The organism is Pusillimonas sp. MFBS29 (genome assembly GCF_020687695.1).
In the GTDB taxonomy this organism is placed as follows: domain Bacteria; phylum Pseudomonadota; class Gammaproteobacteria; order Burkholderiales; family Burkholderiaceae_B; genus Pusillimonas_C.
Map to the genome: position 1 here is coordinate 151,025 of NZ_JAJEWL010000008.1, position 23,088 is coordinate 174,112.

The following is a 23,088-nucleotide window of genomic DNA, read 5'->3' on the forward strand; positions in this document are numbered from 1 at the left end:
TAGCGATCGAATCGTAGCCGCTGAGGCTCATTTGAAACATGGGGGATATCCCTTGCGACATGATTTGTAACATCCACCGCCCCCAACAAGGAATCCATTTTTACTAGCTCATGATCGAATTTCAGCATGTGTTCAAATCATATGGTCGCAGCCGAAACATCCTGGCTGACATCAACTTTCGCATCGAGCCGGGCGAATTTATTTTTGTCTCCGGCCCCTCGGGTGCCGGCAAGTCGACGCTGTTGAAGCTGATAGGCGGGCTGGAACTTCCCAGCCGGGGCTCGGTGCATGTAAACGGTCATCGCGTCGACAAGATGCCACGACGCGCCCAGCCCTATCTGCGACGGGCAGTCGGTGTCATTTTGCAGAACATGCACTTGCTGCACGATCGCAGCGCGATCGACAACGTACTGCTGCCATTGGCCGTTACCGGCCTGAGCACACGGCTTGCCAACACCCGCGCGCGAGCGGCAATGGAAAAGGTTGGCCTGTCGGGCAAAGAAGACTTGTATCCGGTCGAGATGTCGGGTGGCGAGCAGCAGCGTCTGGCCATTGCCCGCGCCATCGTTAACCGCCCCACCATACTGATCGCCGACGAACCCACGGCCAACCTGGACGAAGAAAGCGCAAGACGCATCATGCAAGTTTTCCGTGACTTCAATCAGGTTGGTGTAACCACACTGATTGCCTCCCATGACCGCAATCTTATGGCGTCATACGCCAGACGCACCCTGCGCATAGACGCAGGCCGGTTTTACGATACACCTGGAGTCGCCCAATGAAGCGCTGGCTGCGACAACACCGTTATGCCCTGCTGGTTGCCATCAGGCGCCTGGTGACACAACCCTTTTCTTCCCTGGCCAACATATTGGTCATAGGCCTGACGCTGGCCGTACCCATCATTGCCGCCTCGGTATTAGTATCGGCCCAGCCCATCGCCCGGGAGATACCGGTGTCACCTGAACTGACCTTATTCCTTAACCCGTCCACTTCCCGGGAAGATGCAGCAGGCCTGGTTCAGGAGTTACGCAAGACACAGCCCGAAGCCATCTTGTCCACCCGCCTGATCACGCGTGATCAGGCGCTGGAAGCACTGCAGGACAATCCGTCCTGGAGCGAAGCGTTGGCTGTCCTGCCAGGCAACCCTTTACCTGACGCCATTGTTGTCACCTTGCGCGATACACCCCAGCTGGCGCAGCATGCCAGCGAACTGGCGCAGGTCTGGCGCGCACTGCCACAAGTCGACTCTGTGCAACTGGACAGCGACTGGGTCCGGCGACTCGAAGCCATGCTGCGATTCATACGCATAGGCCTTGGCATGCTGGCCATAGGCGTCGCACTGGTCGTGCTTGCCACCGTATTCAACACGGTACGCATGCAGGCCCTGAGTCAACGCGAAGAAATCGGCGTGGCACGCCTGGTGGGCGCCACCGAATCCTTTGTGCGACGTCCCTTTCTTTATCTGGGTGCTCTTACGGGCATAGTAGCCAGTGTAGTGGCCATTGGTCTGGCCGCCCTTGCGCTACAGCCCATTAATACTGCCCTGGCACGACTGGCCAGCCAGTACGGCGCAAGCTTTGCGTTGCATCTGCCGGACCGCCTGAGCCTCTTGATGGCCATCGTTGTGGTTGCCATACTGGCGGCCCTGTCGGCCCGCTGGTCAGTCACGCGCAATACAAAGTTTTAAGCCGGTGCTGAACAGCAACCCTGACATAACCGGCTTTGCCCGGACCGTGGCTTCCTGGCAGAAGACACAGGGCAGGCAACACCTGCCCTGGCAAGGGACGCGCGACCCGTACCGCATCTGGCTCTCGGAAATCATGCTGCAGCAAACGCAGGTGTCCACCGTTATCGCCTATTACCAGCGCTTCCTCGCACGCTTTCCTGATATTCGCAGCCTGGCCCAGGCCAGCCAGGATGAGGTCATGCCATACTGGGCAGGGCTGGGCTACTACGCCCGGGCGCGCAACCTGCACCGCTGTGCGCAGGCCGTTTGCACCGACTGGGGAGGTCAGTTTCCGGATAACTCCCGGGATATCATCACTCTGCCTGGCATTGGCCGCTCAACTGCCGCCGCTATCGCTGCGTTCGCCCATCAGGAACGCAGCCCCATCATGGACGGCAACGTAAAGCGCGTTTTCACACGCTATTTCGGCATAGAAGGCGTCACCAGCGAACGAGCCACCGAGCAGTTGCTGTGGCACACAGCCGACGAAGTGTTAAGCGCCGCCCCCCAGGATCTGGACATGACTGCCTATACCCAGGGCTTGATGGACCTGGGTTCGCAATGCTGCACACGCAGTCGACCAGCATGTGAACGCTGTCCGCTGCAGCAAAGCTGCTATGCCCGCCTTCATGACCGGCAAAACGAATTGCCCACACCGAAAAAAAAGAAACCCAGCCCCGAAAGATATTGCAGCATGCTGGTCGTAAATATGGCGGGGCATATTTTGCTGGAGCAGCAGCCCTCGCCAGGCATCTGGGGAGGGCTTTGGAGCCTTCCCAGGTTCGATAGCGGGGACGATTTGCTGAGCGCCTGCCACAAGTGGGGCACGCCTGACATGCCGGCGCAGAAGATGGCCGGCCTGAGCCATGTGTTTACCCATTTCAGGCTGCACATAGAGCCATGGTACCTGAGCAGCGACACGCCCCGGATTGCCGAACCACTACCCAATCAGCGCTGGGTCGCACTGGACGAGCTGCACAAGGCCGCCTTGCCAGCTCCTGTCAGGAAAATACTTGAAGGCCTGTTTCCTGCTAGGTTCGCACAGGCCGATAGCGACTGATACTCATGAGAATTCCGCTGGCAATGCCCAGGGTCAGCAGTGCAGTACCGCCATAGCTCATGAAAGGCAGTGGCACACCCACCACAGGCAGTATGCCCGTGACCATGCCCACATTCACAAAGACATAGACAAAAAACATCATCGACATGGAGCCGGCCAACAGCCTGCCAAACTGTGTGTGCGCCTTCACGGCTATGCTCAGTCCGCGCAGCACCAGCAGACCGTACAGCACCAGCAGCATGATGCCGCCATACAGGCCGAATTCTTCAGCATATACCGCGAAAATGAAATCGGTAGTACGCTCGGGAATGAAATCCAGATGGGTTTGCGTACCCATCATGTAGCCTTTTCCGTAAATGCCGCCAGATCCCACAGCAATCATGGACTGTATGGTGTGGAAGCCTTTGCCCAACGGATCGGAGAAAGGATCCAGCAGCGTACAAACCCGGTGCTTCTGATATTCGTGCAAGACCACCCAGTCGACGCCTGGCTGACAGATGTCCTTCTCGTAATAGACCAGCAAGCCCAGCCCTGTCACGATGGCCAGCGCTATCGGGATCAGCAGCTTGAACGACAGCCCGCCGAAATAAATAATGCAAAATCCCGAGGCAAATACCAGCAGGGCCGTACCCAGATCGGGCTGCAGCACGATCAGTGAGAATGGCACCGCCAGCAATACACCGGCCACCAGAAAATCGAGTACCCGCAGACGACCCTGATTACGGTGAAAATACCAGGCCAGCATCATGGGCACGGCTATCTTCATCATTTCTGACGGCTGGATGCGCACCACGCCCAGATCCAGCCAACGCGTCGCTCCCTTGCTGGTTTCACCAAAGAACTCAACACCCAACAACAACGTGACACCCAGCAAATAAAAAGGCAGGGCCAGGCGCATCAGCAAAGGCGGAGGCAGCATGGCCGCCCCCCACATGCACAGGAAGGCCAGCAGGAAATTGCGCGACTGCTCGGCGAACCGCCAGTCGGTTCCACCCACGGCCGAATGCATGACCGTCAGTCCCAATATGGTCATCAGCACCAGCAAGGCCAGCAAAGGCCAGTCAAACGCGGTGGCGGCCTTGAACAGCCATTGCATGACTCGCTTCATTGATTACCCTCTGCTGCCTGCGCCTGAGCGACTACAGTTTCATCCTGCTGATGCTCACGATCCGGCGATAGCCAGTAATCAAAAACCGTACGGGCGATAGGTGCAGCCACCGTCGCGCCCCAACCACTGTTTTCCACAATCAGAGCCAGCGCAATTTTTGGATTCTCAACCGGCGCGTAAGCCATGAACAGGGCGTGATCCCGCAAACGTTCATCAATCTCGCTGGCTTTGTATTTTGCACCGCGCAGACTGTAGACCTGGGCCGTGCCTGTTTTGCCGGCGGCCTGATACGGGGCACCTGCAAAAGCCCGCCTTGCAGTACCTGAACGCAGGACGTCGGCCATTGCATTACGAATAATGGCAAGGTTCTCGGGCTTCAGGTCTATAACATGTGAAGGCTGGGTAACCGTACGCTCCACCCTGCCGGACTGGGGATTTTCGATCTGGCTGACCAGATGTGGCTGCATGTAGACGCCGTTACTGGCCAGTACCGACGTGGCCTGTGCCAGCTGCAGCAAGGTAAACGAGTTGTACCCCTGGCCCACCGCTACCGATACGGTCTCTCCTGTGTACCAGTGTTGCTGTTCGGGCTTCTTGTACGCTTTACGCTTCCAGTCGGTCGATGGCAACACACCCCGCCGCTCACCATCCAGATCTATACCGGTAATCTGCCCAAAGCCGAACTGTTTGCTGAAGTCGTGCAGCGCATCGACCCCGATTTCCGGCCCCAGTGAATAAAAATAGGTATCGGACGACACCACAATGGCGCGATGCATGTTGGTCGGGCCGTAGGCGGCGCCGCCTGCATTACGAAAACGTTGGCCCGCCAGTTCGAAATAGCCTGGATCAGAGATACGCTCGTTAGGGCCGCGCTTGCCCAGCTCCAGCGCAGCCAGCGCCACGAAGGGTTTATAGGTGGAACCAATGGGATAGGTGCCATACAGCGGGCGATTGATCAGGGGATGGTCGGGCGAGTCATTCAGCTTGCGCCAGTTCTCAACGTCAATGCCATCTATGAACAGGTTCGGATCGAAAGAAGGTGCAGAGACAAACGCCAGCACTTCGCCACTGGACGGTTCTATGGCGACCAAGGCACCGCGCCGGCCGGCAAACTGAGCTTCGGCAACCTTTTGCAGCCCTATGTCCAGCGAAAGAACAAGATCCGAACCCGGCACCGGATCAGTGCGCTTCAGGGTGCGCACGGGCCGGCCTGTCGCGGTCACTTCAACCTCTTCAATGCCCGTACGACCGTGCAGGGTCTCTTCCCACGTTTTTTCTATGCCTTTTTTACCTATGGTGCTGCTGCCCCGGTAGTTGCCCATACGCCCTTCTTTTTCAAGGGTCTCCAGATCATCTTCGGAGATACGACCTACATAACCCAGCACATGGGCGGCTGATTCGCCCTGGGGGTACTCGCGCACCCAGCGGGCACTGAGCTCCACGCCAGGAAACTTGTAGGAATGTGCGGCGAACCAGGATGCTTCGGTATCGTTAAGGTTATTGCGCAACAGAACAGATGTGTAGTGCCCGCTTTGCTTGAGATTCTGAAAGAAACGGCGGCGGTTGCTGGGGCTCAGGTACACCAGCTCTCCAAGAGCATCCACCATCTGCTCGGGCGGAACATCGAGATGGGCCCTGGTCACCGACAGCGTGTAGTCACGATAATTCCGTGCGAGCACCTCTCCGTTCCGATCGAAGATTTCGCCGCGCCTGGGCGGGATGGGCACCACAGCAATCCGGTTTCGGTCAGCCCGTTCGGCCAGCCCTTCGTAGCGCTCTACCTGCAGATGCCAAAGGCGCCACCCCAGTCCGGCAAAACACACAGCCGCGAAGACACCTGCCACCACAACGCGTATCAGCAAGCGTCGCTTCAGGTGATGAGTCGTCTTCTTGAATTCGAACATCGGCAGGCCCCGGTTACCGCTGGATCATACGGAACCCGCGTCCGCATCGTCCAGCCTGCGCTGAGGCATGTGCAGCAGGATATCCGCCAGCGGCCACAGCACTCCGGTAAAAAGGGCGGACAGCAGCCAGCCCCAGCCGGCCCACTCTCCCGACAGCCAGGCATTCACCAGACGGGAAACGGCGACGGCCAATATGAACACCGGCAGCATGTGTATGGTCTGGATAATGGCGTCAAACCGCAGCAGGCGGCGCCTGAGCACCAGCGCTCCATAGGCCGCCAGGGTATAGGTCAGGGCATGGCCACCCAGCAAGGCTGCATCATGCACGTCCATGAACAAACCCAGGACAAATGCCGCGAGCATGTTGACTCGTTGCGGCTCATGCAGGCACCAGAATGTAACGACGAGCAAAAGCAGGTCGGGCGCCGGCTCCCAGATGCGCCAGGGCAACAGCGAAAGCATCCAGACCATCAGAATGGTAAACCAGATGAACAGTCGTCCCGAGGGCTGCTTGAAAGGCGAGGTATCGATGGGCTGCAGGCTGGTCAAAGACGACTGACGGCCCATTACCACTGCGCGATTATTCGGCTTGTTCACCATGCTGCTGGCCCTCCGTATTTTCGCCAGCCGGAACCTCGACCCGCAAGACCAGGAAATGTCGATGACGCTCAGGGTGCGAGTACGGCGTGGCGACCGCCTTGGCGAAGCCCGAGGAGGCATCCCGCTCTACCTGGTCGATAGATGCAACCGAAAGCCCTGCCGGAAACAATCCACCAATTCCGCTGGTAATCAGTTTGTCTCCCGGTACAAGGTCGACATCGGCGTTCAGATATCTTACCTCGACCTTGTCGGACACGGCACCACCAAAAGCGATCAGGCGCAGGCCGTTGCGCAGCACCTGCACGGGTATGGATACCTTGTCATCAGTCAGCAAGGCTGCCTCGGAGGTAAATGGCGTGACCCTGACGATCTGTCCGACGATACCACCCACGTCTATCACGGGCATGCCGGGAAGAATGCCACTGGAGGACCCTTTATTGAAAACAAGATGATGCGAGAAAGCGTTGGATGGTTCATACAACACTTCAACCGCTACCGATGGCTGCGTAACCGCATCGGCTACGCTCAACAGACGACGCAGCTGCTCATTTTCGGCGGCCAGTTGCGCTGCATGCGTGGAAATTTGAGCCAGCTCGATGCGCTGGCGCTGCAATGCTTCCTTTTCCTTCTGGGCGACCGCCGCAGCGTCGGTCCAGTCGCGCACGCGCTCGACCGCATCGCGCGGTGCCAGCATGGCTCGCTGGAAGGGATAAATCACTACCGAAATCGCCTGGCGGGCGGGCTGGAGCACCGGCCATCGCGCATCCACCACCAGCAGGACGAGCGACAACAGCACGAGTATGAATGCCTGGAGTTCGGCAGTGGGCCCGCGCTTGAACAGCTTGATCGTGCCGGATTCTTGCATGGATTAGTGCGCCTGCGCCTGATGGGTGCGGCGCATATCTGGGACACCACACCCTGGTCGAACCAAATTTAATCGTATATGAACACAGTACCCAGGCGCTCGAGGTGCTCGAGTGCTTCACCGCAACCGCGTACGACGCAAGTCAGTGGATCTTCGGCCACAACGACAGGCAGACCTGTTTCTTCCTGCAGCAAGCGGTCAAGATCATGCAGCAGCGCACCACCACCGGTCAGGGCAATACCCTTGTCGGTGATGTCGGCACCCAGTTCGGGCGGCGTCTGTTCCAGTGCCGTCTTGACGGCTGATACGATCTGGTTCAGGGGATCGGTCAGGGATTCCAGTATCTCGTTGGACGAAACCGTAAAGCTGCGGGGCACGCCCTCGGAAAGATTACGGCCCTTGACTTCAATTTCACGAATTTCCGAGCCAGGGAAGGCGGAACCGATTTCCTTCTTGATCAGTTCTGCGGTGGGCTCGCCTATGAGCATGCCATAGTTGCGCCGGATGTAATTGATGATGGCTTCGTCGAACTTGTCGCCACCCACCCGGACCGAGCCCTTATAGACCATGCCGCCCAACGAGATAATGGCAACTTCGGTGGTGCCGCCACCGATGTCAACCACCATGGAGCCGCTGGCATCCGATACGGCCAGACCGGCGCCGATGGCTGCGGCCATGGGTTCTTCAATCAGGTAGACCTGGCTTGCGCCGGCACCAAGTGCAGACTCACGGATGGCACGACGCTCGACCTGGGTGGAGCCGCAAGGCACACACACAATAATGCGCGGGCTGGGTGCAAACATGCTGCGCGGATGCACCATGCGGATAAACTGCTTGAGCATCTGCTCGGTAACGGTGAAATCGGCGATCACGCCGTCTTTCATGGGCCGTATGGCTTCAATATTGCCCGGTACACGACCCAGCATCTGCTTGGCCTCGCGACCAACCGCCTGAATGATCTTCTTGCCACTGGGGCCGCCATCATGACGGATAGCGACGACCGAAGGCTCATCAAGCACAATGCCCTTGCCGCGAACATAGATCAGGGTGTTGGCGGTACCGAGGTCGATCGCCATATCGCTGGAGAAATAACTACGAAGGAATCCGAACATGGGCGCTCAGTGATATGAAAATTGAAAGAAATCCGCTGGTTTCGGGGCCGCCGACGCAAACAGGCTGGCACCCGGAATATTCATCAACGAATTAAACCAACAATGATAACTTATAATTGTCGGCTGATAAGGTCGAATGACGGCAAATTATTCCCCGAAAGCAGTCGGCAGGCATCTTCACTTACCTCTTATTGCAAATCGACGGTAACCCTTTCTTATAGCAAAATCCATGTCAATTACCGAGCAAGACGTAGCCCGCATCGCGCGGCTCGCGCGTATCGAACTCTCGCCAGCAGACAATACCCGCGCCCAGCATGAACTGAACCGCATCATGGGGCTTATCGAGCAGCTGCAGGCGGTTGACACGTCTGGCATCGAACCCATGGCTCACCCCCTTGAAGCGCACCAGGAGATCAAGCTGCGCCTGCGCGACGACAAATCCGCCGCCACGCACACCCTGGAACAACGCCAGTCCCTGATGGCCAATGCGCCGGCAAACGAAAACGGCCTGTTCCTGGTCCCTACGGTAATCGAGTAAAAGATGTCACGCACACCTCTTCATACAGAATTCGACGGCATCGCCCAACTGCGCGATGCCTTGCAAAATCGCAAGATCAGCGCCCGCGAACTGGCAACCAGCGCCCTGGCGGCCGCCGAAGCACGCGCCGATCTGAACACATTCCTGCACATAGACCACGACCTGACCCTTGCGCAGGCCGACGAAGCCGACCGCCGGCTGGCTGCCGGCCAGGCGCCTGCCCTTGCCGGCATTCCCATTGCGCACAAAGACGTATTCGTAACACAGGGCTGGCGCACGACAGCCGCCAGCAAAATGCTGGCGCAATATGTCAGCCCCTTCGATGCCACCGTTGTCAGTCGCCTGAAGCAAGCCGGCGCCGTTTCGCTGGGCAAGCTCAACTGCGATGAGTTCGCGATGGGGTCGGGCAACGAGAACTCGGCCTTCGGGCCCGCCCTGAACCCCTGGGACACCACAACGGTGCCTGGCGGTTCCTCGGGCGGATCGGCGGCAGCCGTAGCCGCCGGCTTGCTCATGGGAGCTACCGGCACCGACACCGGTGGCTCGGTACGCCAGCCCGCCGCTTTGTGCGGCGTCAGCGGCATCAAGCCAACTTACGGCACGGTCTCGCGCTTTGGCATGGTTGCCTACGGCTCCAGCCTGGACCAGGCAGGCCCCATCGCACGCCATGCACGCGACCTGCTGGAACTGCTGGACCCCATGTCGGGCTTCGATCCGCGCGATGCGACCAGCCTTGAATTCTGCGATGGCATCGCCAACCAGCCCGGCCGTATCCGCGAACAGTTCGACGCCGCTGCCGCGCAGTTTGACGCAGCGGGCAGCCAGCCCCTGAAAGGCTTGCGCATAGGTGTACCCCAGGAATTCCTGAACGACGGCCTGTCGTCCGATGTGGCCAGTGCCGTGCAGGCAGCCTTGCAAACTTTCGAGTCGCTGGGCGCCGTACGTGTCGATATTTCCCTGCCGCGCACAGCGCTCTCCATCCCGGCCTACTATGTCATCGCTCCAGCCGAGGCATCCAGCAACCTGTCACGCTACGACGGCGTGCGCTACGGCCACCGCGCCGCACAATACGGCGATCTGGCAGAAATGACCAGCCGTTCGCGCACTGAAGGATTCGGCGACGAAGTCCTGCGCCGCATCATGGTCGGCACTTATGTGCTGTCGCATGGCTATTACGACGCATACTATCTGCAGGCACAGCGCGTGCGCCGCATGATCGTGAACGATTTCCAGCAGGCTTTTGCCCAACATTGTGATGTCATCATGGGGCCGGTCACGCCCGGCGTGGCCAAACCTATAGGCGATAACCGCGATGACCCCACCGCCGACTGGCTGGCCGACATTTATACGCTCAGCATCAGCCTGGCAGGCCTGCCTGCCATGTCCGTACCTTGCGGCTTTGGCACCGAGCGCCCCCTGCCCGTCGGACTCCAGATCATCGGTAACTACTTCACCGAAGGCAAGCTGCTTGCCCTGGCTGACCGCTATCAGCAGGCAAGTGACTGGCATCAACGCACACCGGAACAGAAATAATGGAATGGGAAATCGTCATCGGCCTGGAAACGCACGTCCAGCTTTCCACCGAATCCAAGATTTTTTCTGACAGCAGCACACGCTACGGCGCCGAGCCCAATACCCAGGCCAATGAGGTCGACATGGCTTTGCCCGGCAGCCTGCCCGTCATGAACAAAGGCGCTGTCGAACGCGCCATCCGCCTGGGCCTGGCACTGGGGTCGCATATTGCGCCCCGCTCCATCTTTGCCCGCAAGAACTACTTCTACCCCGATCTGCCCAAGAACTACCAGATCAGCCAGTTCGAGATCCCCGTCGTGCAAGGCGGCTCCATCTCATTTTTTGTCGATGGCGAAGAAAAGACCGTCAATCTGACCCGGGCCCACCTGGAAGAAGATGCCGGCAAATCGCTGCACGAAAATTTCACCGGCCCTCACGGAGAATCCTCGACCGGCATCGACCTGAATCGCGCAGGCACACCGCTGCTTGAAATCGTAACCGAGCCCGAAATGCGCTCGGCCGCCGAGGCCGTCGCCTATGCCCGCGCACTGCATGGTCTGGTTGTATGGCTGGGCATCTGCGACGGAAACATGCAGGAAGGTTCGTTCCGCTGCGACGCCAACGTATCGGTGCGTCGCAAGGGCGACCCGGTTCTTGGTACGCGCAGCGAGATCAAGAACGTCAACTCCTTCCGTTTCCTGGAACGAGCCATTCTGTTCGAAGCGCGGCGCCAGATTGAGCTGCTTGAAGACGGCGGCAAAGTGGTTCAGGAAACCCGGCTTTACGACTCCGATCTGGATGAAACACGCAGCATGCGCAGCAAGGAAGACGCGCACGACTATCGTTACTTCCCCGACCCCGACCTGCCTCCACTGATCATAGAACCCGAATGGGTGGAAAGCGTCAGGGCTTCCATGCCCGAACTGCCGGCCCAGAAACGGACCCGCTTTGAACAGGAACTTGGCTTGAGCGCCTACGACGCAGCCCAGCTGACCATGTCGCGCGCCAGCTCGGATTACTTCGCGGCGGTTGCCGAACAGCTGCCAAAAGGCCAGGCCAAGCTTGCCGCCAACTGGATCCTGGGTGAACTATCGGCAGCGCTTAACCGCGAAGAGCTGGATCTGGAGCAAAGTCCGGTTGCCCCAGCCTCACTGGCGGCCCTGATTGCCCGCATCATAGACGGAACCATTTCCAACAAAATGGCCCGCGAAGTCTTTGGCGCCATGTGGGCGGGCGAGCACGAGGGCAATCCCGACGCCATCATCGAAGCACGCGGCCTGAAACAGATCAGCGACAGCGGAGCGATCGGCGCCATGATAGACGAGGTTCTGGCGGCCCATCCGGCCATTGTCGAGGAGTATCGCGCAGGCAAGCAGAAAGCCTTCAATTCGCTGGTCGGCCAGGTCATGAAGGCAGCCAAGGGCAAGGCCAACCCGCAGCAGGTCAATGACCTGCTGAAGGAAAAATTGGGCTAGATTCTGCCAGGCGCCGCATTAACCGGCGCCTGCAGCATAGTCAAACGCCGTAGCGGGCGCGATAGTCGGCTACGGCGCCGCGATGCTCGGCCAGGGACGCATCACCTTCCAGCACGGCCATGATATCGGCCAGGGAAGCAATGCTGACCACCGGAATACCGTAAGTCATGGCAACGTCCTGCACCGCCGAATGTTCCGACAAGGCATCATCGGCGCCGGCGCGTTCCATACGGTCGAGCGCGATCAGCACGGCAGCCGGTTCCGCACCAGCCTGGCGAATGATCTCGACTGACTCCCGCACCGACGTTCCGGCAGTGATCACGTCATCGATAATCACCACCTTGCCTTGCAAAGGCGCCCCAACCAGTACGCCACCCTCGCCGTGATCCTTGGCCTCTTTACGATTGAAGGCGAAAGGCACATCACGCCCGGCGAGCGCGGAGTGCTGCGCCAGCGCAACAGCCGTTGTCGCAGCCAGGGGTATCCCTTTGTAGGCGGGGCCAAACAGCATATTGAATTCGACACCGGCATCAACCAGCGCCTGCGCATAGAACTGCGCCAGTCGCCCGACCGAACGGCCGGTATTGAATAGTCCGGCGTTGAAAAAGTAAGGACTCATGCGCCCCGACTTGACCTTGAAGCTGCCAAAGCGCAAAACGCCCTGCTCGAGAGAGAAACGCACGAACTCTGAACGGTTGGAGGTATCAGCCATAATTTGAACGAGAAGAGAAAACCAGTATTATCGGCCAGAATTCCAATTACGCCCGGAAAAGCGTACTCAGGACGCCACAGTGACGCAGATTCCTGGATACTTCCCGAAGTTATTCCTATAAACTTGCTTGATATAGATTAAGTATCTACAAGCTTTCGCAGTATCCACTTCACGTTTACTTGGGGAACGCTATGAATAACTCGTGCACGGTCTGGACTCCACGCATGCTGAGCATCTTGCGCATTGTCGCCGCTTACTGCTTCATCTGGCATGGAACCAGCAAGTATTTTGGTTTTCCGGGCAAAGCCATTGAAGGCCTGCAGATCTTTTCCATGATGGGCATCGCCGGTCTGATAGAGCTGGTGGCGGGTGCACTGCTGATCATAGGCCTGTTCACCCGGGGTGCCGCCTTCATAGCCTCGGGCTTTTGCGCCGCAGCGTACTTTATCGGTCACGTAGCCGGCAAGGGCATGCTGCTGTTTCCGGTCATGAATGGTGGCGAAGCCGCCGTGCTGTTCTGCTTTGTTTTCCTGTACATTTTCTTTGCCGGCCCCGGCCCCTGGAGCGTCGACGCCGCACGCAGCAAAGCCTAGTCTTTGCCCCCGGCAGTTGCAGGGCGACTGCCGGCTGCTCCTTCCTGCATGGCCTGCGCTGCTCGCCAGGCCCTAATGATCCAGGTTAAAGTCGTGAATTCGATTGCCACTCTGGACATCCATCATCATGCTTCGTGTTATTTCAGCCAATCTCAACGGCATCCGCTCCGCCGTGCGCAAAGGCTTCCTGGACTGGATCCCCAAACAAAACGCCGATTTCATCTGCATGCAGGAACTGAAGGCACAAGCCGACAACCTGACCGCAGAGATGCTGAATCCAGAGGGTTATTACGGCTATTTTCACTATGCCGAGAAAAAGGGCTATAGCGGCGTTGGCCTGTATGCCCGCCAGCAGCCATTACAGGTAATACAAGGGTTGGGCGTCCCCGAAATTGATGCCGAAGGCCGCTATCTTGAACTGATCTATGACGGGCTTTCCATCATTTCGCTCTATTTGCCCTCAGGCTCCAGCGGCGACCATCGTCAGGCCGCCAAATACGTGTTCATGGAGCATTTTTTCACGCATCTGCACGAGCTTGCCGTATCAGGGCGGCAGGTGATTCTATGCGGGGACTGGAATATCGCCCACAAGGAAATTGACCTCAAGAACTGGAAAGGCAATCTGAAAAACAGCGGCTTCCTGCCTGAAGAGCGCGCCTGGCTGACCCGTGTCTTTGACGAAATAGGCTGGATGGATGTCTATCGCAGCCTTTATCCGGACGCCACCGGCGAAGCCTACACATGGTGGAGCAATCGCGGACAAGCCTGGGCAAACAACGTGGGCTGGCGTATCGACTATCAGATAGCCACTCAGGAAATCGGAGCAACGGCAAAAGCGGCATCCATCTATAAGGAAGAACGCTTCAGCGACCACGCCCCTCTGACCATCGATTACAACTGGACGCTGTAGAGGCCAAGGAAGCCCTGAGCCCGGGCTTGCTTAACGCCATTCGTCGCGATAGACGAATTTGGGCATTTGCCAGTTAAACCGCAAGGCCAGCATCCGGAAGGCAAAGCCAATGGCCATCGCACCTATCATGGACAGGTTCAAGTCCAGACCAAGATGCTGAGCGCTCAGGAATAAGGCACCTGTGACCACCGATACGCTGGCGTACATTTCTTTGCGCAGCAAAAGCGGAATATCGTTGCACAGGATGTCGCGCAACATGCCTCCGGCGCAGCCGGTGATCATGCCGCTGATCAACACCACGGTGATCGGCAGGTCCATGCCCAGGGCCACCTGGCACCCAATCACCGTGAACACGACCAACCCCAATGCATCGAGCATCAGAAAAATGCTGCGCAAGCGCCGCATGACAGGCGCAACCAGCGCGGTCAGTATGGCTGCGCCGGCTGTAATCCACAGATATTCGGGGTGCAGCACCCAGGTAACAGGATAGTGTCCCAGCACCACATCGCGCAGCGTTCCGCCCCCTAATGCCGTCACGCAGGCAATAATGGAAACGCCCACCCAGTCCATATCCCGACGCCCGGCAGCCAGCGCTGCCGTCATGGCTTCGGCCGTAATGGCAATCAGGTAAAGGACCAGCAGCATGTCAGGCTTTCCCGTCCAGACCGTCTATTTCCGATTTGCGCAAACGCAGCAAAATCAGGCCGGGCAGAGCAATCAGGACGGTAACCACAAAGAACCCTGGCCACCCCAGCGACTCGACCAGTGGCGGCGTAAGGGGACCGGCCAGATAGGTTCGCCCTACCGCTGACAATGCCGACAGCAAGGCAAACTGCGTTGCCGAAAATTCCTGTTTGCACAGTGCCATGAGCAGGGCCACGAAGGCTGCCGTTCCCAGCCCGCCACACAGATTTTCAATGGCTACGACCATTGCCATGGAATACAGATGCGGCGGAGTGACGGCCAGCACCCAATAGCCAAAATTTGACGCCGCCTGCAACAGGCCAAACAGCATCAACGATTTGTACAACCCGAAGCGCGACATGATGCTGCCACCTGCCAGCGCTCCGATAATGGTGGCCGCCAGCCCGAATACCTTGTTGATCGTACCCACTTCTGACACGCTGAAGCCCGCACCACGCAACAAAAAGGTGGTGGATAGTGCGCCCGCAAAGGCATCGCCCAGCTTGTACAGAATGATCAGCAGCAGAATCGTGACGGCACCGCGCCGCCTGAAAAACTCCATCATGGGTTCGACCACGGCCAGCCCCAACGTACGGGGCGCGCGCGCCACGACCTCGGGTTCGGGGGCCAGCGTTGTGGCAATGGCACATATCGCCATAAATCCACCCATCAGGAAATACATGTTCTCCCAACCCAGCCACTGGTCTGCAAGAATCAGGGCCAGCCCGCCCGACACGATCATGGCCAGGCGATAGCCCAGCACCTTGATCGCCGCGCCGGCAGCGCGCTCTTCCTTGCGCAGAACATCGGTACTGTAGGCGTCGAAGGCAATGTCTTGCGTGGCCGACAGGAACGCGACCAATACGGCCAGTGCGGCCAGCATGCCCAGATTTGTTCCCGGTGAAAACAGGCCCATGCCCGCGATCGTTGCCGCAAGCAGCAACTGGGTAATGAATATCCAGCCTCGACGCCTGCCCAGCAGGGGTGGCGCGTAGCGGTCTACCAGCGGAGCCCAGAGAAACTTGAGTGTATACGCGGTGCCGATCAGCGTGAGGAACCCAATATTCTGCAACGATACGTTGGCCACTGTCGCCCACGCCTGCAGCGTTCCACCGGTCAAGGCCAGCGGCAAACCACTGGCGAACCCCAGCACGAGTAAGGGAAAGACTCGCGGGCTGGCATAGACACGGGTTATTGAGCTGATGATGGAGCCTTTGTATGGTTAGGAGATTCGAAACGATACACCGCCAGGGTACTGCGCCAGCCAGGCAAAAGTTTAACTTCTTTATTGCCGTTAAAGGTAGCCAGATGGGTAATCTGCAACTGCAGCGATGCGGCCAGGCTTTCAAAATCCTTCAACGTGCACAAATGGATGTTCGGCGTGTTGAACCACTGGTACGGCATTTCACCCGTTACCGGCATGCGTCCGCGCAAAATGGACCATCCATGCGGCCAGTACCCGAAGTTAGGGAAGGACACAATGCCAAAACGCGCGACCCGTGCCATTTCGCGAAGAATATGCTCGGTATTGTGCATGGACTGCAAGGTGCGCGACAGCACCACGGTATCGAAATGCTGGTCGTCGAACAGCGCCAGGCCTTGCTCCAGGTTTTGCTGTATGACTCTGACTCCGCGCCGAACGGCAGCAATCACCTGCGCGTCGTCAAGCTCCACCCCGGTACCCACCACATTTTTCTGCTTCTGCAGATAAGCCAGCAGCGTGCCATCGGCGCATCCCAGATCCAGCACCCGGCTGCCCGGTTCTATCCAGCCGGCGATACGCTGCAGGTCGGCCCGCACATGCTGCGGGGCAATGGCTTCCTGGCTCATGCCAGCACTCCCGTTGTATGTTGCCGCTCGCCCAGGCCCAGGCTTGCCGCAATCCGATCGTAATACCCCTGAACGACGGCATGGTAGCGCGGGTCATCCAGCAAGAAGGCGTCATGGCCATGCGGCGCATTGATTTCGGCGTAAGTCACCGGCACCTGATTCTTGAGCAGCGCACGGACGATCTCATGTGAGCGTTCGGGCGGAAAACGCCAGTCGGTGCTGAAAGATACCAGCAGGAAACCGGCTTTGACGTTCTGCAGGGCTCGCGCAAGATCCCCCCCGTAATTGCGGGAAGGATCAAAATAGTCCAGCGCCCGGGTAGTCAGCAAATAGGTATTCGCGTCGAAGTAAGTGGAAAATTTCTCGCCCTGATAGCGCAGATAGGACTCGACCTCGAACTCCACGCCGTAGCCATAATGGAATTCACCATTGTCTGCAGGCGCGCGCTGCGTTCGCCCGAACCTGGAGGCCATGTCGTCATCCGACAGGTAAGTAATATGCCCGACCATACGCGCCACCGACAGCCCGTCCTTGGGCACGGTATTGTGAGCGTAGTAATCGCCACCCTTGAAAGCCGGATCGCTGATGATGGACCGTCGCGCTACCTCGTTGAAACCGATATTCTGCGCAGACAGACGGGGTGTGCTGGCAATGACTATGCAATGCTCGACCCGTTCGGGGCAGGTAATGGCCCAGCTCAGTGCCTGCATCCCGCCCAGCGACCCGCCCATGACGGCCGCGAATTTGTCTATCTGAAAATAATCGGCCAGCCTGGCCTGTGCACGCACCCAGTCTTCAACCGTCAGCATGGGAAATGCTGCCCCCCACGGCCGTCCGGTTTCCGGATTGATGCTGGCCGGCCCGGTAGAACCAAAGCACGACCCAATGTTGTTCACGCCGATCACAAAGAACCGGTCGGTATCCAGTGCCTTGCCCGGCCCCACCATGTTGTCCCACCAGCCCACGTCTTTGGGATCATCGGCGGATACGCCGGCAACGTGATGCGAAGCATTAAGTGCGTGACAAACCAGAACGGCATTATTGCGCTGCGCATTGAGCGTACCGTAGGTTTCCACAGCGAGCTCGTAGCTGGGCAGCACTTGCCCGCTGGTCAGCGCCAGTGGTTCGGTGAAAGAGATGAAGCTGGGAGAAACAATCCCTACTGATCCCGCAGGCAAGCCGATGGCGTCAGGCTGGATGGCGGGAGCCGTTGCAGCGGATGGGGTTGAGGATGTATCGGGTACGGATAGTTCGGCCATGTGGACCTCTTTAGCTGGATTTATGAGGCGCCCGCAAGCAGATCAAGCAAATCGGCGCTGTGTAAGTCAGGAATTCTACCACTCCTGCCCTGTGCCGCCACCTGTAACGCCCAACCTGGCTGTAAAGATCACAATATCGGGGGCACGATAGCTCAGAAGGTAGAAAAATTTCGATACATTTATTACAGATTAATGTAATTTGAAATTATTGCCCTCATAATCGCGCCATTCAAGTACAAGGAAGCCGATATGAAACCACTGACAGAACGAGAACTCACCTGCCTGCACTGGGCCGCCATAGGCAAAACCAGCTGGGAAATGGGTGCCATACTGGGCCTGTCGGAAAGAACCATCAACTTCCACGTTACCAACGCATGCCGAAAGCTGGGCGTGCATGGTCGTCAGGCCGCCATTACCGCGGTGCTGCGTGCCGGTTTGCTGCCTGCCCTTACCGAGCCACTTCCAGGCCTTGAAAAAACTGCTCTGCCTGAGGCTCCGGAAATTCGTCAGGCGTAGCCATTACCAGCCCTTCCACCAGCGCCCCCTGGCTCAGCCAGACTGTGGCCCGCAAGCGCATGTCGCCTTGCGGCGTCTTGCCATTTATGGCAAACGACTCCCCCAGTGCCGGCAAAGGATCCGACTCGGTCGCCCCCATATTGCGATAAAGTGACTGCATGACTGCCCGGGCAAACTCCTGGGCAAGTGCTTCGTCGTTGCGCACGGCAGCGGGCAGCGGTGCATGCGCAACGGTAAACAGCACATCGCCCACCTTGGCGCTGGTGAGTGCAAATTCAATGTCGTGCCCCGAGAACTGCAGCGTACGCGACTGCGTAACCGGTTTTTCGGGGAAAAATGCCATGACAGCCCCGTCGCCCACAGCAACCTGACGCCAGTTGTAGTCGGGAGAGCAGGCCGCCAGAACCAGCGACATCAACATTATCAAAGCAGCACGTATCAAAGCCATACCTCAGGTAAAATCGCCAGCTATAAAAAACTTCTTTAAAGATATCCCGTAATGACATCCACTCACCCACGCCTGACCCTGCTCGGCCAACATCCGTCTGCGCTGAAGGGCATATTGCGCGGTATTGAAAAAGAAGGTCTGCGGGTCGATCAGCACGGCAAGCTTGCCCAAACACCGCATCCGGCTGCACTGGGTTCGGCGCTGACCAACCCACGCATCACCACTGATTATTCCGAAGCGCTGCTGGAGCTGATTACAGGCACCCACGATTCTACCGAAAGCCTGCTTGGCGAGCTCGAACAAACCCATCGATTCGTGGCGCAGAACCTTGGAAGCGAGCTGATCTGGAACCAATCCGCACCGGCCGGCCTGCCACCCGAAGCCGACATTCCCATCGCCTGGTACGGCACATCCAACACCGGCATGCTCAAGCATGTGTATCGCCGCGGCCTGGCCGAGCGCTATGGCAAAGCCATGCAGTGCATAGCAGGCGTGCATTACAACTACTCCCTGCCCGATGAGCTATGGGAGCTGCTGGACACCGCCGGCAAAGAACCTCAGCAGCGCCGCTCTGAAGGCTACCTGGCCCAGATACGTAATTTCACCCGCTATTCATGGCTGCTCATGTACCTGTTTGGTGCATCACCGGCCATATCGAAAGGTTTTCTTCAAAACGCCGGACAATATCTGCAAGAGTTCGACGAAACCACTTTGTATCTGCCGTACGCGACCAGCCTGCGCATGAGCGACCTTGGTTACCAGGGCAACAAGGCCCAGTCAGAACTGCAGCTTTGTTATAACGACCTGGACACCTTCTTGAGCCGCATGCACACCGCCGTTACTACGCCGTGGCCTGATTACGAAGCCATCGGTACGCATCGCAATGGCGAATGGATACAGCTGAACACCAATATCATCCAGATCGAAAACGAGTACTACTCCAATATTCGGCCCAAACGCGCTACGGGTCGGGGCGAACGACCCGCCACGGCCCTGGCCGAACGCGGCGTGCAATATATAGAAGTACGCTGCCTGGATATCGACCCGGCATCGCCCATAGGAATTTCAGCCGACACCAGCCGGTTCATGGACGCCTTCCTGCTGTTCTGTGCCGTCGAGCCCAGCGACAACTTTGCCAACAATGGATTTTGCACTGACAGCCACAGCAACTTCGGTACTGTCGTGAAAGAAGGACGCAAACCTGGGCTTACCCTGATCAAAGACAGGCAGACCATTTCGCTGACAGACTGGGGCACCGAACTCATAGAGCGCATCGCCCCCTATGCACAATTGCTGGATCAGGCACACGACAGCGGCGACCTCCATGCTCAGGCAGTTGCGCGCCAGCAGGAAAAGCTGGCCGACAGCACCCTGACCCCTTCGGCCACCCTGCTGGCCGACATGCGCAAGCTGGGTCTGGGCCTGCAAGACTACACCTTGCAGCAAAGCCTGCGGCATCGCGACACCCTGCGGGCCAGCCCGCTGAATGGCAAGTTGCAGCAAGAGTACGTACAGCTTGCCAGCGAATCATTTCTCGAGCAAAAGCGCCTTGAAGACGGTGATACCGAAGACTTCGACAGCTACGTCGAGCGCTTTCATCGCGCACTAAAACCCTAAGGCGCGCCCAGTTTGTACGAACACATGCCGGTTTGAATTGCGGGCTTCCATAAAGCCTATACGACCAGTTCCACCTTGCCCGTGTCGAGATGATAGAGGCCGCCTGCTACTTTGGTTTTGCCCGCCTGAACCGCCCGGCTTAGTATCGGTGTGGCCTGTTGCAGGCGTTGCACGTTCTGCTTGATGTTTTCAATGGTGGCTGCCTGCGCCAGCGTGCCCTGATGCGGTTCGGCCGCAGCCGCACGCACCGCAGGCATAAGTTCGGTGACCAGACTATTGATATGACCGGGAAATTCGGCCTGCTTTTCATACGCGCCGACTGCCGCACTGACCGCACCGCAACTTGTGTGCCCCAGCACCATAATAAGCGGCGTGTTCAGGACCGCAACACCGTACTCCAGACTGGCCAGGATATCGCTGGTGACATAGTTACCCGCCACACGCGTAACGAACAGATCGCCCCTGCCCTCGTCAAAACATAGCTCAGGGCTGACCCGCGAATCGGCACAACTAAGGATGGAGGCATAGGGATTCTGGCCGCCGGCCAATGCCGCGCGTGTCGCGGCATAGCTGCGGATCGTGACCTTGCCCGCCGTGTATCGTTCGTTTCCCGCCACCAGGCGCTTGAGTGCCTGGTCTGGCGAGAGCACATTTTCGGGCTTGGGTGACGCCTTGGCATGCGCAAGTCCGGCGGCTGCGGACATGCCAAGCAAGGAAAACGCGCCCAGAGCGCCCAGGGCGGCACGCCTGGAGGGTGACGCAGGCCGATTGCCGAATAGACTGCGTGAAAGGCATAGTTCACACATGATTATCTCCTGGTGCGAGCGATGCCAGCGAGCCCATGCGGGCCGGCCAGCCTTGATACCTTGCTTCGCCCTATTCAGTTGTTTTTATTTACAAATGGATAATAATCAAAAATGCAAAAAAACACCCGTTATTTTTCGTTTTCCGGTCGCGGCCACGTATAGTCAGGAGATCAGTCTTTGCGAACGAAATCCTCGCGGCCGCTGCCCCCAACTCGCGTAACAACAATGTCAGATAAAAAAATTGCCACTAACGCTTCTGCAGCTTCCTGACTACTGGCGTGACCACTTCCTGAAGTTCACGACAAATCCCCTTGAAAACCCCTATGGGTACCCATCATTGCGCAGCGTTCTGCTGTCGCTTCGAGACATGCCCTATGCGCGCCCTTCGCGCGGAAATACCGTTCGGGATTGCATTACGGAATGGACCGGTACCTGCTCTGCCAAACACATGGCGGCTCATGAATGGCTGACCCTGATGGGCCATGCCCCGCAATTCTGGATGGCATGCTACATCATGGATTTCAAGCGGCCCTATTATTCCGATCAACTGCGCACAGCCGCCAGCGCCTATCGGGTCTATGATGTGCATAACTTCGTAACGTGTGACCTGGGGCATGGCGAGATCACTATCGACATCACATTCCCCGCGCCACTAGGCCGCCACGGCTTTCCAATCACCCAAGACTGGGAGGGAAACAATAACTTCACGCTCTGCTGCGATCCACTGGAACGCATTGCATTGCATGACCTGAACTCAGCTGATCAGCACAAACGCAGTTGGTTACAGTCTCTGAACACGAGCAAGGCGCTTCGGCTCAGAGAAGCAGCCATTCTGGAAATGGCTGGGTATGTAGGAACAGACTGACTTGATTTTTCGCCCGCGAATTTCCGGCCACATTGATCCTTTCCACAAGTCTCACAGCACCCGATTACCAAATCGCGACCAGCAAAGTTGAAGGCCAAAAATGCAGCAACTTGTCTATATTATTCCTATATTAGAAATATAACATGAATATAAGACCAATTTATTCATCAATCAGGAAGTTTTAAAGTTGCTACATCGACGAAACATAAGGCACAAGCATGATTACACTACGCAAATCTGAAGCACGCGGCCGGTCCGCCCATGGCGGCTGGCTGCAAAGCGCCCACAGCTTTTCCTTCGGAGACTACTTCGACATCAAGCATCAGGGCCATGGCAATCTTCGCGTGATCAACGACGACACGGTTGCCCCAGGCCGTGGCTTTGGTACCCATGGTCATCGCGACATGGAAATCATCAGCTATGTGCTGGACGGCGAACTCGCTCACCAGGACAGCATGGGCAATGGCCACGCCGGTGCCGACAACAGCGGCATCATCCGCCCCGGCGATGTGCAGCGCATGAGCGCCGGCACCGGTGTGCAGCACAGCGAATTCAACAACTTGCAGGATGGCAGCACCCGCTTTCTGCAGATCTGGATCAAGCCTAAGTTCAAAGGCATCCGGCCCGGCTATGAGCAGAAGCATTTCAACCCTGAGCAGCGGCGCGGCCGCCTGGCGCTGGTGGCCTCACCGAACGGGCAAGAAGGCTCTGTAAGCATGAATGCCGATGCCAGGATCTACGCCGGCCTGTTCAATGCCGACGAGACAGCAAGCCAGCGGCTGGATACGGCGCGCCTGACCTATGTGCACCTGGCCCGGGGCAAACTGACTGTGAACGGCCATGATCTGAAGGAAGGCGACGGCGCCTTGCTTGAGGATGAAACGGAACTCGACTTGTCTGAGGGGCAGAATGCGGAAGTACTGGTATTCGATCTTGTAAAGGAATAAA

The 23,088-nt window shown here is 58.0% G+C and carries 24 protein-coding genes and 1 riboswitch; of the genes, 12 read left to right on the forward strand and 12 right to left on the reverse strand.

Annotated features, from left to right (window positions below):
- The first annotated feature begins 110 nt into the window (after window positions 1–110).
- The 3 genes from LKR43_RS13025 to mutY are packed head-to-tail and all read left to right on the forward strand — an operon-like array spanning window position 111 to window position 2,786.
- Entirely contained in the window at window positions 111–782 is a 672-nt protein-coding gene (locus LKR43_RS13025) for a cell division ATP-binding protein FtsE (RefSeq protein WP_227684498.1), read from the forward strand.
- On the forward strand, window positions 779–1,687 hold the full coding sequence (locus tag LKR43_RS13030) for an ABC transporter permease (RefSeq protein WP_227684499.1): 909 nt from the start codon (window positions 779–781) through the stop codon (window positions 1,685–1,687). Before LKR43_RS13025 ends, LKR43_RS13030 begins: the two co-directional genes overlap by 4 nt.
- A 46-nt stretch (window positions 1,688–1,733) precedes the next feature.
- On the forward strand, window positions 1,734–2,786 hold the full coding sequence (gene mutY, locus LKR43_RS13035; RefSeq protein WP_370632117.1) for an A/G-specific adenine glycosylase: 1,053 nt from the start codon (window positions 1,734–1,736) through the stop codon (window positions 2,784–2,786).
- Here the strand turns inward: mutY and rodA are convergent.
- The 5 genes from rodA to LKR43_RS13060 form a co-directional block, all read right to left on the reverse strand.
- On the reverse strand, window positions 2,758–3,894 hold the full coding sequence (gene rodA, locus LKR43_RS13040) for a rod shape-determining protein RodA (protein ID WP_227684500.1): 1,137 nt from the start codon (window positions 3,892–3,894) through the stop codon (window positions 2,758–2,760). The genes mutY and rodA overlap by 29 nt on opposite strands.
- On the reverse strand, window positions 3,891–5,798 hold the full coding sequence (gene mrdA / locus LKR43_RS13045) for a penicillin-binding protein 2 (protein WP_227684501.1): 1,908 nt from the start codon (window positions 5,796–5,798) through the stop codon (window positions 3,891–3,893). The genes rodA and mrdA overlap by 4 nt, the downstream gene beginning before the upstream one ends.
- Window positions 5,799–5,822: 24 nt before the next feature.
- Window positions 5,823–6,365 carry a rod shape-determining protein MreD gene (gene mreD / locus LKR43_RS13050; RefSeq protein ID WP_370632121.1) on the reverse strand — a complete coding sequence of 181 codons (543 nt, stop codon included), beginning with the start codon at window positions 6,363–6,365 and terminating at the stop codon, window positions 5,823–5,825.
- Between the two features lie 13 nt (window positions 6,366–6,378).
- Complete coding sequence (mreC, locus tag LKR43_RS13055) at window positions 6,379–7,263, reverse strand: rod shape-determining protein MreC (protein WP_227684503.1); 885 nt, start codon at window positions 7,261–7,263, stop codon at window positions 6,379–6,381.
- A 68-nt stretch (window positions 7,264–7,331) separates the two neighbouring features.
- Window positions 7,332–8,375, reverse strand: a complete 1,044-nt coding sequence (locus tag LKR43_RS13060; protein WP_041682717.1) for a rod shape-determining protein — start codon at window positions 8,373–8,375, stop codon at window positions 7,332–7,334.
- 229 nt (window positions 8,376–8,604) lie between these two features.
- On the opposite strand from LKR43_RS13060, the gene gatC reads away from it, so the two are divergent.
- The 3 genes from gatC to gatB are packed head-to-tail and all read left to right on the forward strand — an operon-like array spanning window position 8,605 to window position 11,900.
- The gene (gene gatC / locus LKR43_RS13065; RefSeq protein WP_227684504.1) at window positions 8,605–8,913 is read left to right on the forward strand and encodes an Asp-tRNA(Asn)/Glu-tRNA(Gln) amidotransferase subunit GatC; all 309 of its coding nucleotides are present in this window, start codon (window positions 8,605–8,607) and stop codon (window positions 8,911–8,913) included.
- Between the two features lie 3 nt (window positions 8,914–8,916).
- Entirely contained in the window at window positions 8,917–10,446 is a 1,530-nt protein-coding gene (gene gatA, locus LKR43_RS13070) for an Asp-tRNA(Asn)/Glu-tRNA(Gln) amidotransferase subunit GatA (protein WP_227684505.1), read from the forward strand.
- Window positions 10,446–11,900, forward strand: coding sequence for an Asp-tRNA(Asn)/Glu-tRNA(Gln) amidotransferase subunit GatB (gatB, locus tag LKR43_RS13075; RefSeq protein WP_227684506.1), 1,455 nt, complete (start codon window positions 10,446–10,448; stop codon window positions 11,898–11,900). The genes gatA and gatB overlap by 1 nt, the downstream gene beginning before the upstream one ends.
- 40 nt (window positions 11,901–11,940) lie before the next feature.
- Here gatB and pyrE read toward each other — a convergent pair whose 3' ends face one another.
- Window positions 11,941–12,612: an orotate phosphoribosyltransferase gene (gene pyrE / locus LKR43_RS13080; RefSeq protein WP_227684507.1), complete on the reverse strand. Its 672-nt coding sequence runs from the start codon at window positions 12,610–12,612 to the stop codon at window positions 11,941–11,943.
- Between the two features lie 191 nt (window positions 12,613–12,803).
- Here pyrE and LKR43_RS13085 point away from each other — a divergent pair, with 191 nt between their 5' ends.
- Window positions 12,804–13,205: a DoxX family protein gene (locus tag LKR43_RS13085; RefSeq protein ID WP_227684508.1), complete on the forward strand. Its 402-nt coding sequence runs from the start codon at window positions 12,804–12,806 to the stop codon at window positions 13,203–13,205.
- 127 nt (window positions 13,206–13,332) lie between these two features.
- Window positions 13,333–14,115 carry an exodeoxyribonuclease III gene (locus tag LKR43_RS13090; RefSeq protein WP_227684509.1) on the forward strand — a complete coding sequence of 261 codons (783 nt, stop codon included), beginning with the start codon at window positions 13,333–13,335 and terminating at the stop codon, window positions 14,113–14,115.
- A gap of 30 nt (window positions 14,116–14,145) precedes the next feature.
- On the opposite strand, the gene LKR43_RS13095 is transcribed toward LKR43_RS13090, so the two are convergent.
- The 4 genes from LKR43_RS13095 to LKR43_RS13110 form a co-directional block, all read right to left on the reverse strand.
- Window positions 14,146–14,760 carry a trimeric intracellular cation channel family protein gene (locus LKR43_RS13095; protein ID WP_227684510.1) on the reverse strand — a complete coding sequence of 205 codons (615 nt, stop codon included), beginning with the start codon at window positions 14,758–14,760 and terminating at the stop codon, window positions 14,146–14,148.
- 1 nt (window position 14,761) lies between these two features.
- Window positions 14,762–15,994 (reverse strand): muropeptide transporter, encoded by a 1,233-nt coding sequence (locus LKR43_RS13100; protein ID WP_227684551.1) that lies wholly within the window; start codon window positions 15,992–15,994, stop codon window positions 14,762–14,764.
- The gene (metW, locus tag LKR43_RS13105; RefSeq protein WP_227684511.1) at window positions 15,991–16,629 is read right to left on the reverse strand and encodes a methionine biosynthesis protein MetW; all 639 of its coding nucleotides are present in this window, start codon (window positions 16,627–16,629) and stop codon (window positions 15,991–15,993) included. The genes LKR43_RS13100 and metW overlap by 4 nt, the downstream gene beginning before the upstream one ends.
- Window positions 16,626–17,888, reverse strand: coding sequence for a homoserine O-acetyltransferase (locus LKR43_RS13110; RefSeq protein WP_227684512.1), 1,263 nt, complete (start codon window positions 17,886–17,888; stop codon window positions 16,626–16,628). The genes metW and LKR43_RS13110 overlap by 4 nt, the downstream gene beginning before the upstream one ends.
- A riboswitch (SAM riboswitch) is annotated at window positions 17,878–17,956 on the reverse strand. (Overlaps the previous gene by 11 nt.)
- Window positions 17,957–18,137: 181 nt before the next feature.
- On the opposite strand from LKR43_RS13110, the gene LKR43_RS13115 reads away from it, so the two are divergent.
- Entirely contained in the window at window positions 18,138–18,404 is a 267-nt protein-coding gene (locus tag LKR43_RS13115) for a helix-turn-helix domain-containing protein (protein ID WP_227684513.1), read from the forward strand.
- Here LKR43_RS13115 and LKR43_RS13120 read toward each other — a convergent pair.
- Window positions 18,337–18,819 carry a hypothetical protein gene (locus tag LKR43_RS13120; protein ID WP_227684514.1) on the reverse strand — a complete coding sequence of 161 codons (483 nt, stop codon included), beginning with the start codon at window positions 18,817–18,819 and terminating at the stop codon, window positions 18,337–18,339. The genes LKR43_RS13115 and LKR43_RS13120 overlap by 68 nt on opposite strands.
- A gap of 84 nt (window positions 18,820–18,903) precedes the next feature.
- Between LKR43_RS13120 and gshA the strand changes: the two genes are divergently transcribed.
- Window positions 18,904–20,469 (forward strand): glutamate--cysteine ligase, encoded by a 1,566-nt coding sequence (gshA, locus tag LKR43_RS13125; protein WP_227684515.1) that lies wholly within the window; start codon window positions 18,904–18,906, stop codon window positions 20,467–20,469.
- Between the two features lie 56 nt (window positions 20,470–20,525).
- Here gshA and LKR43_RS13130 read toward each other — a convergent pair whose 3' ends face one another.
- Window positions 20,526–21,275, reverse strand: a complete 750-nt coding sequence (locus LKR43_RS13130; RefSeq protein ID WP_227684516.1) for a carbonic anhydrase — start codon at window positions 21,273–21,275, stop codon at window positions 20,526–20,528.
- A gap of 241 nt (window positions 21,276–21,516) precedes the next feature.
- Here LKR43_RS13130 and LKR43_RS13135 point away from each other — a divergent pair, with 241 nt between their 5' ends.
- Window positions 21,517–22,140 (forward strand): hypothetical protein, encoded by a 624-nt coding sequence (locus LKR43_RS13135; RefSeq protein ID WP_227684517.1) that lies wholly within the window; start codon window positions 21,517–21,519, stop codon window positions 22,138–22,140.
- A gap of 218 nt (window positions 22,141–22,358) precedes the next feature.
- Window positions 22,359–23,087 carry a pirin family protein gene (locus LKR43_RS13140; RefSeq protein ID WP_227684518.1) on the forward strand — a complete coding sequence of 243 codons (729 nt, stop codon included), beginning with the start codon at window positions 22,359–22,361 and terminating at the stop codon, window positions 23,085–23,087.
- The last annotated feature ends 1 nt before the right edge of the window (window position 23,088 follow it).

Bases quoted from the DNA above. Each gene is read 5' to 3' on its own strand.
- LKR43_RS13025 (WP_227684498.1), top strand. From the start codon at position 111: ATGATCGAATTTCAGCATGTGTTCAAATCATATGGTCGCAGCCGAAAC.
- LKR43_RS13030 (WP_227684499.1), top strand. From the start codon at position 779: ATGAAGCGCTGGCTGCGACAACACCGTTATGCCCTGCTGGTTGCCATC.
- rodA (WP_227684500.1), bottom strand. From the start codon at position 3,894: ATGAAGCGAGTCATGCAATGGCTGTTCAAGGCCGCCACCGCGTTTGAC.
- mrdA (WP_227684501.1), bottom strand. From the start codon at position 5,798: ATGTTCGAATTCAAGAAGACGACTCATCACCTGAAGCGACGCTTGCTG.
- mreD (WP_370632121.1), bottom strand. From the start codon at position 6,365: ATGGGCCGTCAGTCGTCTTTGACCAGCCTGCAGCCCATCGATACCTCG.
- mreC (WP_227684503.1), bottom strand. From the start codon at position 7,263: ATGCAAGAATCCGGCACGATCAAGCTGTTCAAGCGCGGGCCCACTGCC.
- LKR43_RS13060 (WP_041682717.1), bottom strand. From the start codon at position 8,375: ATGTTCGGATTCCTTCGTAGTTATTTCTCCAGCGATATGGCGATCGAC.
- gatC (WP_227684504.1), top strand. From the start codon at position 8,605: ATGTCAATTACCGAGCAAGACGTAGCCCGCATCGCGCGGCTCGCGCGT.
- gatA (WP_227684505.1), top strand. From the start codon at position 8,917: ATGTCACGCACACCTCTTCATACAGAATTCGACGGCATCGCCCAACTG.
- gatB (WP_227684506.1), top strand. From the start codon at position 10,446: ATGGAATGGGAAATCGTCATCGGCCTGGAAACGCACGTCCAGCTTTCC.
- pyrE (WP_227684507.1), bottom strand. From the start codon at position 12,612: ATGGCTGATACCTCCAACCGTTCAGAGTTCGTGCGTTTCTCTCTCGAG.
- LKR43_RS13085 (WP_227684508.1), top strand. From the start codon at position 12,804: ATGAATAACTCGTGCACGGTCTGGACTCCACGCATGCTGAGCATCTTG.
- LKR43_RS13090 (WP_227684509.1), top strand. From the start codon at position 13,333: ATGCTTCGTGTTATTTCAGCCAATCTCAACGGCATCCGCTCCGCCGTG.
- LKR43_RS13095 (WP_227684510.1), bottom strand. From the start codon at position 14,760: ATGCTGCTGGTCCTTTACCTGATTGCCATTACGGCCGAAGCCATGACG.
- metW (WP_227684511.1), bottom strand. From the start codon at position 16,629: ATGAGCCAGGAAGCCATTGCCCCGCAGCATGTGCGGGCCGACCTGCAG.
- LKR43_RS13110 (WP_227684512.1), bottom strand. From the start codon at position 17,888: ATGGCCGAACTATCCGTACCCGATACATCCTCAACCCCATCCGCTGCA.
- LKR43_RS13115 (WP_227684513.1), top strand. From the start codon at position 18,138: ATGAAACCACTGACAGAACGAGAACTCACCTGCCTGCACTGGGCCGCC.
- LKR43_RS13120 (WP_227684514.1), bottom strand. From the start codon at position 18,819: ATGTCGCTGGTTCTGGCGGCCTGCTCTCCCGACTACAACTGGCGTCAG.
- gshA (WP_227684515.1), top strand. From the start codon at position 18,904: ATGACATCCACTCACCCACGCCTGACCCTGCTCGGCCAACATCCGTCT.
- LKR43_RS13130 (WP_227684516.1), bottom strand. From the start codon at position 21,275: ATGTGTGAACTATGCCTTTCACGCAGTCTATTCGGCAATCGGCCTGCG.
- LKR43_RS13140 (WP_227684518.1), top strand. From the start codon at position 22,359: ATGATTACACTACGCAAATCTGAAGCACGCGGCCGGTCCGCCCATGGC.